The sequence below is a fragment of the Hyphomonas sp. CY54-11-8 genome (assembly GCF_000682735.1).
Lineage (GTDB): Bacteria > Pseudomonadota > Alphaproteobacteria > Caulobacterales > Hyphomonadaceae > Hyphomonas.
In genome coordinates this window covers 19,199-32,023 of record NZ_AWFD01000011.1, presented here as the reverse complement: position 1 = coordinate 32,023, position 12,825 = coordinate 19,199, and the positions used below count along the sequence as shown (strand labels likewise).

Here is a 12,825-nt window from a genome sequence, read left to right as displayed (position 1 = left end):
CCTCCTTAAGCAATTTTCCCGATCTGTCTCATGGTCGCTGACGGGGGACACACCGGCGGAGGAATGGCCGTTGCGGGCGGCTATTGTCATCTGCCTGTCATCGCCATCGGCTTCTTAGGGGCGACTCCAACGCGGAATGCGAGGGCCTCCCCGAGGGACCAATGCGATCGGCCTGCCTGTTCCTGCTGACCTGCGTGGCCGCGGTGCTTCCCGCGGCGGCGCAGACCCATTCCCTGCGCGTACCGGTCATGCCGCTGGCGGACGCCGTCAACCTGCTTGCCGAGCAGACCGACACCGTCATCATTGCAGAAGCGGCAGATCTGGCCGGCCGAAGTGCGGGGCCGTTGTCGGGCGACATGGAGGTGGGCGACGCGCTGGTGGCCCTGTTGTCCGGCACGTCCCTGAGTATCAGCCAGGATGCGAACGGGGTCTGGATCATCCGGCGCCAGCCGGCCAGCAAGACAGTGCCGCAGCGGACGCTTCCCGAAAGGGCCGCAATCCTTCCCGTCCGGCTGCCGCCACCGGCCATGGACCTGCCCCGCACTTATGACACGATCATCGTGACCGGCTCGCGGGCGGGCCTGCAAGCCTGGGAAAGCCTTTCGCCGGTCGACGTGCTGGACCAGACAGACCTCGCCGCGCCTGTCTCCGATGACTTCTCTGACGTGCTGGCAGAAATCCTGCCCAGCTTTTTCGTCCAGCGTCGGCCGCTCAGCGATGGCGCCGTATTCGTGCGGCCGTACAGCCTGCGGAACCTGTCTGCAGATCACACGCTGATCCTGGTTAACGGCAAGCGGCGCCACCGTTCCGCGATGCTGAACACAGGCGGATCCCAGTCGCCGGACCTTTCGAAGATCCCCACCAATGCCATAAAGCGCGTCGAAATCCTGCGCGACGGGGCGTCGGCGCAGTATGGTTCCGATGCGATTGCCGGTGTGATCAACATCATCACCCGCGATGACGCGCTGGCGGAAGGCTTCGCACAATATAGCCAGTATTATGGGGGCGACGGCGTCCAGAAACGCCTCGGCCTGGGCGGCGGGGGACGCGGACCTGAAGGCGGCTTCCGGCTCAGCCTTGACTATAGCGACGCCGCGCCGACGTCGCGCGCCCGCCAGCGCCTCGACGCTTTGCAATATCTGGCAGATCATCCGGATGCCGACATTGCCGATCCGGTCCAGAAATGGGGCCAGCCGGAGCGGGAGGATATCCGCGCTTTGCTAACAGCGGCACGGGATACCGACTTTGGCAAGCTCTACACCCTCGTCAGTGCGAGCAGAGGGCAGGGCGTGAGCGACTTCAACTGGCGCAGCCCCGCCACGCCCAGCGTCTATGCGGCCAGCGCTGCCTTCGGCGACTGGTCGCTGATCGACATCTATCCCAACGGGTTCACCCCACAATTCGGGCAGGAGGAGCACGATGTGTCCGCCACGTTCGGCCTGAAAGGTGTCTCGGCAAGCGGCCTGACTTATGATGTCAGTGCCGGGGTCAGTGAGAACAGAATAGACTATTTTCTCTACGACACAATCAATGCGTCCATGGGGCCGCACAGTCCGACGCAGTTCGATGCGGGCGGCCTGCGACAGCAGGAATTCAATCTGAATGCAGATTTTCAAACGAGACTCGCTGCGCCGCCATCCTTCGCCCGGCCAGTCAATCTCGCCTTCGGCCTGGAACGGCGTCTGGAACGCTACTCTATCGCGGCGGGCGATCCGGCGTCCTATGAAATCGGTCCCGGTGCGGTGGACGGCCTGACGTCCGGTTCGAACGGGTTTCCGGGCTACACGCAGGAACAGGCGAAGACATATGACCAGACCAACTGGGCCGCCTATGCCGATGCGGAGGCAAATCCCGGTGAGGGCAGCCAGCTGGGCATTGCAATCCGCTTCGAGGAGTTCGACACATTCGGGAGCCGCCTGAACGGCAAACTGTCGTATCGCCGGGATGTGTTGGTCGGCCTTGCCCTCCGCGCCACAGTCTCAACCGGCTTAAAGGCCCCGACCCCGGCGCAACTCTATTCAGAACGGACATCGCAAGGCGTCGCCCCGGACACGCTGGACGTCTTCACCAATGGCCGCTTCAGCCCTACAGGTCCCGTTGCAGACATCCTGAACGAGCGGGCAGATGCCGTCATCTCGCCTCTGAAGCCGGAAACCTCCGTCAATTTGTCTGCCGGGCTGGTGCTCCGGCCAATGGAGGGCCTCGTCGCCAGCGCCGACGTCTACAGGACAGAAGTTCGTGACCGGATATTTACATCCGAAGGCTATATGCTCGACCCGGCCGAGCGTTTGTGTCTTGCGGTCCTGGGTGTGCCGGGCGGGGAAAGCATTTCGGAGGTCAGCTTCTATCAGAACAGTTTCGACACGCGGACGTCCGGTATCGATCTGGTTCTGGACTATGACCGGCGACTGGCAGGCGGCGATCTTACCCTTGGCCTGTCGTTCAATTACAATAATACCGACGTGCTGAATTCCGACTTCGCCGGCAGTCCGTCGCGGGTCGACCGGTTCGAACGGCTCTATCCCCGTTTCTCGACCCATGCGTCTGCGGGCTTGCGGAGAGGCGCGCTGTCTTTCGAGACACGGCTGAGATGGATCGGCCCCTGGGTGGACTATACCAATCAGGACGCCGATTTTATTCAGGAGTTCGGCTCGGAACTTTTCGTCGATGCGAGTATGTCGGTCGAGCTCAACGACACGTTGACCCTGCGTTTCGGCTTAGAAAACCTGTTCAACGAATATCCGGATGAGGCCGTGCTGGAAGTCAGCAAGGGGCTGATCTATTCCCGCAATGCGCCTTATGACACGGATGGCGGCCAGTTTTACGTGCGGCTTAACGCGCGCTTCTAATCACAAGACCAGTCTCGGATATGGTCAGATTAAATGGGCTTGACCCCGCTTCAATCATCAAAGGAATATCGAGAGCAGTGCCAGGTTCAATTGGTTACGCGACGCCGTCCAAAATCACCAACTGCGCATCGCTGACTTTTCCTGTCGGACAGCTGGCCAATGTTGCGCCAAGCCGAGGCAGGTCTCACGTCATAGCCGGGGCCCGGACAATCGCCGCAATCGTTTGTACAAAATGTTCCAAAATGCGTGAATTCGACCAGGTGGAGTGCGCGCGGCTGGAGTCTGCGAGGCGGGTTTCGCGCGCGGAAAGAACACCGCCAAGATAAGCCTCGATGAACACGATCCGTTCGGTCTGGTCACGTTTGGGCAGATGAGCCATCGCGCCGCGCAACAATTCGATGCACCGCTGATAACCGGTATTCCATCGGTCTTCGAGCGCGCTCATGAACAGATCCCGGTGAGCCATTGAGAAGAGAACAACGAAGCGGTTGTAGCATTCTTCCTCGCCAGGCGGCGCCAGATCGATGGAAGGGTAGACGAGGATTCGGATGATTTCTTCCAGATCAGGCTGACGGCCTGCGCCAAGGAGGGCGTCCAGCGCCTCGTTACGCCTGACATCGATCAGGCTCGCGCCATCCACGACGAGAATTCTGATTAATTCAGCCTTCGATCCGAAATGATAGCCGACGGCGCCGTGGTTCTTTTGCCCGGCAGCGGCAGCGATTTCGCGGACGGTCACGCCATCGACACCGCGTTCGGCAAACAGTTTCAGCGCCGCGCGCTTCAGCGCGTCGACGGCATCACTCTCACTTTTTTCATGCAAGCGGACCATAGGGAAGGCTTGCAATCTGACCGCCTCCGCGTCAAGCATATTATCCAATTGATTTAATCGGGAGGATTAATTGGACGCGCCGGTAGACTTGGAGACACTCGCCGGATGGATGGATAGCCAGGGGCTGGGAAGCGGTTCGATCGAGCAGGTCGAACGCCTGGCTGGTGGTACCCAGAACATCTTGCTGAAGTTTCAGCGGTCCGGCCGGACCTACGTGCTGCGCCGTCCGCCTCCTGTCCTGCGTGCCAATTCCAACGAAACGATGCGTAGGGAAGCGCGTGTGCTGGCAGCCTTGAGCGGAACTGGCGTGCCCCATCCGGGACTTATCGCTGCGTGCGAGGATGAAGCCGTGCCCGGCGCGGCGTTCTACCTGATGGAACCTGTCGATGGGTTCAATGCAACACAGGGACTGCCCGATCCGTTCGCGAGTTCGCCTGATCTGCGCCACCAGATGGGTCTCTCGCTGGTCGACGGGATCGCGGCACTGGGCGCGGTGGATTATGTCGCTGTCGGGCTGACGGGCCTGGGCAAGCCGGAGAACTATCTGGAACGCCAGGTCAGCCGCTGGAAAGCCCAGCTCGAAAGCTACGCCGAAATTCCGGAATGGGATGGCCGCAAGGATCTGCAGGGTGTCAACCGTATCGGCGACTGGTTGGACGAGCACAGACCATCCGGGTTTCGCGCTGGCATTATTCATGGCGACTATCACCTTGCCAATGTCATGTTCCGGTTCGACACGCCAAAGCTGGCTGCCATCGTCGATTGGGAACTGACGACCATCGGTGATCCGCTTCTGGATCTTGGGTGGCTTCTGGCAACCTGGCCTGAGGAGAGCGACCGATCCGATGCCGGAACAGTTGCTGTCCAGCCTTGGGAAGGCTTCCCGACTACCGAAGAACTCGTGGCACGCTATGCGTCCCAATCTGACAGGGACCTTTCAGGCATTCACTGGTACGGCGTCCTTGCCTGCTACAAGCTGGGGATCATTCTGGAAGGCACCTATGCGCGCGCCTGCGCCGGCAAGGCGCCAAAGGCGACAGGCGACGATTTGCACAGACGAACCATATGGCTGCTCGAACGCGCACTGCGCTGGATCAGCTGAGTACGGACAAAACCCTGGAGGAATTAAGATGCTGTTTGAGCATAGCCAGAAGACCAAGGACCTGATCGCGCGCGTTGAGGCCTTCTTCGACAAATATGTCTACCCGACCGAAGAGGAATACCATGCCTGGGATGAAGACCCCGCGAACCTCTGGAAACGCTGGCCCGGCATCGATAAGATCAAGGATCATGCGAAAGCCGAAGGCCTGTGGAACCTGTTCCTGCCAGAGGAATACGGCGAATACAGCGCCGGCCTCACCAATATGGAATACGCGCCGCTTGCCGAGATCATGGGCCGGGTGCCGCACTCGTCGGAATTCTTCAACTGTTCGGCTCCCGACACAGGAAACATGGAAGTTTTGGCGAAATACGGTTCCCCCGCACAGAAGGAAAAGTGGCTGAAACCTCTGCTCGCTGGCGAGATCCGCTCCGCTTATGTGATGACTGAGCCGCAAGTTGCTTCTTCAGATGCAACCAATCTTGAACTCACCATCCTCCCGGATGGCGACGATTACGTCATCAACGGCCGGAAGTGGTGGATTTCGGGCGCGATGAATCCGAACTGCAAGATCTGGATCGTCATGGGTAAGACGCTACTGGACAATCCACGCCACCAACAACACTCGCAAATTCTGGTGGAGCCAGACACGCCCGGCATCACTATCGTACGCCACTTGACTGTTTTCGGTTCAAAGAACTCGCCCGGTGGGGAATGCGAGCTGCGTTTCGAGAATGTCCGCGTCCCGAAGGAAAACATGATCCTCGGCGAAGGGCGTGGATTTGAAATCGCACAGGGCCGCCTCGGCCCTGGCCGGATCCATCATTGTATGCGCTCCATCGGTCAGGCGCAGCGTGCCTTGGAAATTATGTCCCGCCGCGTCGAGAACCGGGTGGCGTTCGGCAAGAAGCTCGCTGACCAGAGTTCTATCCGCCAGGACATCGCGCGCAGCTTCTGCGAGATCGAGATGGCACGCCTTCTGACGCTAAAGGCCGCCGACGCTATGGATCGTTTCGGTAACAAGGATGCCAAGGACCTGATCGCCGCCATCAAGGTCGTCGCGCCACAGATGGCACAAACTGTATGCGACCGCGCAATCCAGGCGCATGGCGGCATGGGGGTTAGCGACGATACACCGGTCGCACGCTTCTTCACGCTAAACCGGTTCCTTCGCATCGCTGACGGCCCGGACGAGGTCCACATGTCCCAGCTCGGCAAGCTGAAGATCCGCGAATACAACGCCATGCCTGTCCGCTGATCAGGGGAACAAACGCGTCATGAAAGCACTCGTCTATCGCGGGCCGAAAGAGATCGGCTTTGAATCCATGCCTGACCCGATCATCGAAGATGACCGCGATGCGATCATCAAGGTCGATAAATGCTCCATCTGCGGCAGTGACCTGCACATCTATCACGGGGAAACCTTCTCGGAGGATGTCGGATACTGCGTCGGCCATGAAGCCGTCGGAGAAGTGGTCGAGATCGGACGTTCCGTTCGCCAGCTGAAGGTTGGTGACAAGGTCATGATTTCCGCAGCGGTCGGGTGTGGTCAGTGCCGCTCCTGCCTCGCCGGCAATGTCGTCAATTGTGAAACGAATTCCGGCCGCTGCTACGGACTCTCTAGCGCGCTACAGGGGTGCCAGGCAGAGGGTGTGCGCGTTCCCGCGGCCGACTTCAACGCAGCGCGCATTCCGGAGGGCGTCACCGCGGAGCAGGCGCTGATGCTGACGGATGCCCTGGCGACCGCTTGGTTCGGCGCCCGCAATGCCGACATCGCGCACGGTGCAACGGTTGCGGTGGTTGGGCTCGGCCCGATCGGCCTGATGGCCGCGGAGGGTGCGCTGGCCATGGGCGCAGCCCGCGTATTCGGCATCGATCTTGTCGAGGAACGCCGGGCCATGGGACGCGCCATCGGACTGGAAACCCCAGACCCCGCCGAGGCCAAGGAGTATATCCGCGAGGCCACGCATGGCCGGATGTGTGACAGTGTGATTGAGGCGGTGGGGCATTCCGCGACGATCCGCGCGGCGCTCGGACTGGCCGGGCGCCGCGGCACGGTGTCAGTCATCGGAGTCAACCAGGACCGGTCCATGGACTTCCCTATGGCAAAGGCATTCGCGATGGGGCTGACCTTCCGGATCGGGACTTGTTCAGTGCCACAGGAATGGCCGGAACTCGTTCCTCTGATCCAGTCCGGCCGGATCAAGCCCGAGCGCTATATCAGTCACACGCTGGACCTGTCGGAAGGCGCGCATGCCTACGATCTGTTTGACCGCCGCGCGGAAGGGGCCATGAAGATGGTGCTGGATATCTGATCGATGTGCGACGCGGGGTTGTTTGAGCGCGCAGGTCTCAGTTCGACGAAGCGCATCAATTGATAGAGAGGCTGTCACGAGCGACAGCCCCTCCGCCAATCCTCTTGTACGATCCGGTGAGGATGTGTGAGCGTGTCCGAGAAGATCGGCAAGCTTAGCTATTGTCCGCTGCCAAATCGGTAAGTCAGGCTCACGCCATAGGTGCGCGGATCGCCATATAAGACATGGCCATCTCCGCTCAACCGAGATCGTGGTAGGTGCGCTTGATCAGGTCAGAAAAGGCATGTGCGATAGTTTTCAGGAACTTTCGTGTGTCCTCCGATTTCACATTGCCTGCCTCGTCGAACATTTCCCAAAGGCCGCCAATGTAGGCTTCCGGCTGCTGTAGAACCGGCATGTTCAGGAACACCAGGGATTGCCGCAGGTGATGGTTCGCGCCGAAACCGCCGATGCCGCCGGGGGAAGCCGTGACAATGGCCGCAGGCTTGCCGGAATAAGCTGCCTTACCATACGGCCGGGAGCCGACATCGATGGCATTTTTCAGGGCGCCGGGAACCGAGCGGTTGTATTCCGGTGTCACGAAAAGCACGGCATCCGCTTCGCTGATCTGTTTCCGGAAACCAGTCCAAGCTGCCGGTGGCGTATCGGTTTCGAGGTCCTCATTGTAGAGGGCGAGCTCGCCGATCTCGACGAAATCGAAGCTCAGGTTTTCCGGGGCCTCTGCAATGATTGCCTTTGCCAGCAGGCGGGTTTTGGATTCTGCGCGAAGGCTGCCAACAATGACTGCCACTTTTTTTACCGAAGACATAATGACCTCCTGAACGTTTGAACTGTTGTGTGTCAGCCGGGAAATAGGGTCGGCAATGCAGTTCCGGGATCGGGAATGTTTGCCTAGCGGCTATGCGTTTATGTATACCATTTCAATGCAATGGGATGACCTTCACACCTTTCTGGAAATAGCGCGTCAAGGCAGCCTGTCCGGTGCGGCGCGTGCCCTCAAGCTGACACAGCCCACGGTCGGGCGGCGGTTGGCCGCTATGGAAGAGACCCTTGGAGCAAAACTGCTGCAGCGCACGCCAGACGGTTTCGTGTTGACCCCTATCGGCGAAAGCGTCCTGCAGAATGCGGAGCGCATGGAGCAGGAAGCCCACACTGCCGAACGGCTGATCTTCGGGGGCGACATCAAGATGGAAGGGGATGTGCGTGTGACAACCGTGGACACGCTGGCCTCATCCTTTGTGACGCCTGCTTTGATTGCTCTCCAGAAAGAACACCCAGACATCACCGTCGAATTGGCTCCGGCCACTCAAGCGCTGAGCCTCGCGCGCCGAGAGGCCGATATTGCCATCAGAATGGTGCCATTCAGCGGAAGCCAGATCGTCCAGCGCAAGATCGGCGCAATCGCCCTGAATTTCTTCGCCAGCCCGGATTATCTGAGCGACGCTGACATCAATGCCCACCGGCTCATCTCGGTCATGGACGATCAATCTCATCTGCCGGAAGCGGTCTGGATCGAGGAGCAGTTTCCGACCGGCACCATCAAGATGCGGTCCAACAGTCGCGAGGTGATTTTCTTGGCGGCGATAAGCGGAGGCGGTATCGCCCTGTTGCCGAGGTTCCGCGCGGACGATGACGCCCGTCTGGTTCGCATTCAGCCGGAGTCTCCTGATCTCAAGCGGGATATATGGCTCGGTGTGCATTCGGACATGCGCCAGACGCCGCGGATCCGCGCGACAATGGATTCACTCATCGCGACATTTGAAGAGAATGCCCACCGGCTCAATCCGGACGGCTAGTCAATTCGCTAATATACGCTTTTGCATACCCATTAAACCGGTTTCGCCAATGGCCCTGAAGAGGGCCTGCCTCCATCTTCCTTGCATCAGATGAAGCTTCGCTCCGGCCGGAAAGTGTCCCGGAGCGCGCCAGTCACAGGAAATAGGAGTTGGAAATGTCCCGTAAATCCGTCTTCGCCAGCGCCGCCATCGCTGCCGTTCTCGCATCCGGCGCCCTGACAGCGGTCGCCCAGGAAGCCGCACCAGCAGAAACCGTAGCCATTCCGGCCGGCACTTATGTGCTCGATCCGGCGCACGGCAAAATTACCTGGTCGGTCAGCCACCTCGGCTTCTCCACCTATACCGGCCAGTTTGCCGGCGTGACAGCGACCATGGAACTGGACCCATCAAGCCCAGAGACCAGCGCGCTCGAAGCCGAGATTGATGTCAACTCTGTCGGAACACTGAATGCTGCGCTCGACAACCACCTCAAGACACCGGATTTTTTCGACGTCGGTAATTTCCCGGCAGCGAGCTTCACGGCAACCTCCGTTGAGCTGACAGACGCCGACTCAGCCATCGTTGCTGGCGAGCTCACACTTCGCGGTGTTACCAAGCCGGTCAGCTTCACCGCTGACTTCAACAAGGCCGGCGTCAATCCTCTCGACAATAAATTCTCGCTGGGCTTCGATGGATATGCGACGATCCAGCGGTCGGAATTCGGTGTCAGCTACGGTGTGCCGATGATCAGCGACGAGGTGCAGCTTCACCTTGAGGCCGAGTTCAAGCTGGTCGAACCGGAAGTCGGGGCAAAATAATGAACAGGATGCCGGCATTGTTCATCGGTCATGGAAGCCCGATGAACACGCTTGAATCCAATCAATATACCCGAACCTGGGAAGCGCTCGGCAAGAACCTTCCCAGGCCCAGGGCCATATTGTGTATTTCAGCGCACTGGTTCATTGGCAGCACCGTTGTGACGGCGATGCCGGATCCGCGGACGATTCATGACTTCTATGGCTTTCCGCAGGCTTTGTTCGACTACGAATATCCAGCATCCGGCGCGCCTGACCTGGCCAAGCGCATTGCCGAACTGATCAAGCCGGATTGGATCGGGCTGGATCAGGATCAATGGGGGCTCGATCACGGGACATGGAGCATCCTCGCCCACATGTTCCCGGAAGCGGATATCCCTGTTGTTCAGCTGTCGATCAATGCCATGAAACCTTTCGACTATCATGTGAGGATCGGCCGGGCACTGGCACCACTACGGGATGAAGGCGTTCTGATCCTCGGCAGTGGCAATGTCGTCCACAATCTTCGTCTTATCCAATGGAGAAGGCCGGAGTACGGTGAGGACTGGGCGGTGGACTTTGATCAGGCGGTCATCGATCAGATTGCGGCAGACCCTGGCAAGCTGGGGCAGGTGGTAAGTCATCCCGGCTTTTCACGTGCTGTGCCGACGCCAGATCATTTTCTTCCGCTCGCCTATATCGCAGGCGTAGCCACCGAAGGAGAAGGTACGGCCAAAGCGTTCCTGCAGAGTTATACGATGGGATCGCTTTCAATGACCTGTTTCCAGGTTGGAGATGGACCTCGCGTGAATCAGACTTGATTTGCCGGCGGCGTCCAAGGCGTCAGTCGGGAAAAAGCGGCGTACGACGTTCGAGGTGTTCCTCCACCTGCTCTCGGCGAAGCCATAGCTCGCGGAATTCCCTGTCAGACAACAGTTTCAGCTGGTCGCTGTAGTGCGTTGTCCCCGGCTGGCGGGAGTTCCCATAGCTCATGCGGCCATACGCCTTGATCGGCGTCGAGAATTCGATCAGAGCCACCCAGGTCTCACCATGCGCCGGTGTGCGAACACCATCTTCATTGGGCTCAGACCAGGTAATAACATCGAAGGAACCGAGGTTTCCGTACCCGCTGTGCCCCGGCACGTTCACGTCTTCCAGAATGAAGCGCGAGACATCGCCATAGACCGGGTCCATCACACCAAACTTTTCCTTGGTGGAGACGATTGCCTTGCGCAGCAGCTCGACGCCCGCTTGCGGGTCCTTGAGACCTGCAGGCGTATTGATCGGGTCTTCGGCACTCCACGGAATGGCGAAGCCCTCCTGGCCCGACATGCGGGGCCCTGCGAACAGTTTGGCCCACTCTTCGAACAGGACACCGGCGCGATTGTCTGAAGAGAATGTCCGGTCCCAGGCGGACAGGATCTCGACCGCTTTTTGCGTATCCGGGTCGTCATCTTCCGCCGCCGCTGCAAGCAGGTCCGGCAGGACGCGCTCGGCCATCAACGCCTTCGCCGACAGTTTCAGTCCGACAAATTCCTCAAAGGTGATGTCGTCAGAACCCGTCATCATCTTCAGCGAGTTCTGTACCCGCATGGAAAGCGGTGTGCGTGGAGCAAAGTAGGCCGGATAGTCGTCCGGCTTGTATGGCACAGGCAACGTGGCTTCCCATGGCGGATCATTCGAGTTCTGAATAAAGCCGGAGTCAGGGTCCGTCACACGTGGCAGGTCATCGAAGTCATGGATTTCGGTCCAGAGATATTCGGACGTATCACCCGGCACCAGGCCGCGCCAGAAATCGATGTCTCCGGATGAGCGCTTCGGCGCCATGCCGTTGAAGATGTATTCGATATGCCCGTCTCGGTCAGCGTAGGAGATATTGAAGGTCGGCACCTGAAGTCTCGAAATGGCTTCGTGGAACTCATCATAGCTGTCGGAAGTGACCATATCGAAATACTGGTTCAGCATGCCGGGGCGATCGAGCCCGACCACGCGTAGCGCAACCGTCTTGCCATCCGGGCGTTCGAATACCGGGCCGTGGACCGTTGATCGGATGGAGACCGGGACGTCGAGAGATGTGCCGTCTTCCTGAAGGAGCTTGTAGCTCGTTTCCTCGACGTCGAAGGGAAGCACTTCGCCATCGAAGAGATAGCCATTGTCCTGCAGGGTCAATTCATAGGTGGTTGCGCCGACCATGCCATTGACGGTGTTGGAAATACCCATTTGCTGGTTGAAGGCAAAGCGGATCACCGGCAGACCGACTTGTGTCGCGCCGTAAACCTCGAAGTCTGGTCCGATGAGGTGGGCTTCATAGTAGATGAAGAATGGCATGCTCCAGGGCAGGTGCGGATTCTGTAAAAGCATGCTGTGTCCGCTGGCCGTCTTCGAAGGTGCCACCGCCCATGTGTTCGATCCCTGTTTCTCAAGCTCGGGCGGATCGCCTTCACCGATCGTGCGGTTCGGTGAGGCGACATAGACGAAATTCATCAGTCGGTGAGCATGCGCCACAACATCGACGCCGGTGATGGGCAGAACCATTTTCACATCGTCGGCGATCGCTTCAGGGTGTTCCTTGGCATAGGCATTCATGCCGGAGGCGAAGGCATCGAGTTTCGCACGGAATTCCGGGGTCTGAGTCTCATACCAGACCTTCGCCCGCGCTGGCACACCGTTCATGACCAGCCATCTGGTCGTCTCTTCATATTCGGCGCCCCAGTATTCGGCACCTTTGCCCCGCGCCTCGCCATAAAGGCGGAAGATCGTATTGGCGTGGCTGTTGGCCTGTGCGTAACCGTAGCCGTAGAAAACCGCTTCCGCATCGGCGCCATAGATGTGAGGCACACCATATGTGTCCCATAGGATCTCACCTTTCGGCGCGGGAGCCTCGGGCGAGACCTCGGCAGCCACTTTGACGGGGGCGACCGCTTCAGGGCTCAGCGCCGCGCCTGCACATCCTGCCAGGATGATACCGCAGGTTGCCGCAAGCATTCCGGCCATCATGTGTTTGTTCTTCATTCCGCGGCCCTTCATCTGTTGCCCAAACGTACGCCGGACGCGTTGGCAGTTCTGCGCCATAGATACGCTGGGTAAGCGCGACCACCAAAATGATGACGAAAGCCAAGCCCGAATTATCCAGTTGTCTGGTGAATATTCGGGCAATTCAG

The 12,825-nt window shown here is 59.3% G+C and carries 10 protein-coding genes; 7 read left to right on the top strand and 3 right to left on the bottom strand.

Annotation, left to right across the window (positions count from 1 at the left end):
* The first annotated feature begins 161 nt into the window (after positions 1 to 161).
* Positions 162 to 2,849, top strand: a complete 2,688-nt coding sequence (locus HY17_RS08405; protein WP_051599846.1) for a TonB-dependent receptor — start codon at positions 162 to 164, stop codon at positions 2,847 to 2,849.
* A 184-nt stretch (positions 2,850 to 3,033) separates the two neighbouring features.
* Here the strand turns inward: HY17_RS08405 and HY17_RS08400 are convergent, their stop codons facing one another.
* Positions 3,034 to 3,696: a TetR/AcrR family transcriptional regulator gene (locus HY17_RS08400; RefSeq protein ID WP_233348716.1), complete on the bottom strand. Its 663-nt coding sequence runs from the start codon at positions 3,694 to 3,696 to the stop codon at positions 3,034 to 3,036.
* Positions 3,697 to 3,790: 94 nt separating this feature from the next.
* Between HY17_RS08400 and HY17_RS08395 the strand changes: the two genes are divergently transcribed.
* The 3 genes from HY17_RS08395 to HY17_RS08385 are packed head-to-tail and all read left to right on the top strand — an operon-like array spanning position 3,791 to position 7,095.
* On the top strand, positions 3,791 to 4,783 hold the full coding sequence (locus HY17_RS08395) for a phosphotransferase family protein (RefSeq protein ID WP_175354434.1): 993 nt from the start codon (positions 3,791 to 3,793) through the stop codon (positions 4,781 to 4,783).
* A gap of 28 nt (positions 4,784 to 4,811) precedes the next feature.
* Positions 4,812 to 6,038 carry an acyl-CoA dehydrogenase family protein gene (locus HY17_RS08390; protein ID WP_034765766.1) on the top strand — a complete coding sequence of 409 codons (1,227 nt, stop codon included), beginning with the start codon at positions 4,812 to 4,814 and terminating at the stop codon, positions 6,036 to 6,038.
* 19 nt (positions 6,039 to 6,057) lie between these two features.
* On the top strand, positions 6,058 to 7,095 hold the full coding sequence (locus HY17_RS08385; protein ID WP_034765763.1) for an alcohol dehydrogenase family protein: 1,038 nt from the start codon (positions 6,058 to 6,060) through the stop codon (positions 7,093 to 7,095).
* Positions 7,096 to 7,333: 238 nt separating this feature from the next.
* Here the strand turns inward: HY17_RS08385 and HY17_RS08380 are convergent, their stop codons facing one another.
* Entirely contained in the window at positions 7,334 to 7,903 is a 570-nt protein-coding gene (locus tag HY17_RS08380) for an NADPH-dependent FMN reductase (RefSeq protein WP_034765760.1), read from the bottom strand.
* Between the two features lie 55 nt (positions 7,904 to 7,958).
* Here HY17_RS08380 and HY17_RS08375 point away from each other — a divergent pair, with 55 nt between their 5' ends.
* The 3 genes from HY17_RS08375 (at position 7,959) to ygiD (ending at position 10,485) form a co-directional block, all read left to right on the top strand.
* The gene (locus HY17_RS08375; RefSeq protein WP_081813051.1) at positions 7,959 to 8,891 is read left to right on the top strand and encodes a LysR family transcriptional regulator; all 933 of its coding nucleotides are present in this window, start codon (positions 7,959 to 7,961) and stop codon (positions 8,889 to 8,891) included.
* A 155-nt stretch (positions 8,892 to 9,046) separates the two neighbouring features.
* Positions 9,047 to 9,688 (top strand): YceI family protein, encoded by a 642-nt coding sequence (locus HY17_RS08370; RefSeq protein WP_051599845.1) that lies wholly within the window; start codon positions 9,047 to 9,049, stop codon positions 9,686 to 9,688.
* Positions 9,688 to 10,485: a 4,5-DOPA dioxygenase extradiol gene (ygiD, locus tag HY17_RS08365; RefSeq protein ID WP_051599844.1), complete on the top strand. Its 798-nt coding sequence runs from the start codon at positions 9,688 to 9,690 to the stop codon at positions 10,483 to 10,485. The genes HY17_RS08370 and ygiD overlap by 1 nt, the downstream gene beginning before the upstream one ends.
* A 22-nt stretch (positions 10,486 to 10,507) precedes the next feature.
* Here the strand turns inward: ygiD and HY17_RS08360 are convergent, their stop codons facing one another.
* The gene (locus HY17_RS08360; protein WP_034765786.1) at positions 10,508 to 12,676 is read right to left on the bottom strand and encodes an acylase; all 2,169 of its coding nucleotides are present in this window, start codon (positions 12,674 to 12,676) and stop codon (positions 10,508 to 10,510) included.
* Positions 12,677 to 12,825: the final 149 nt, after the last annotated feature.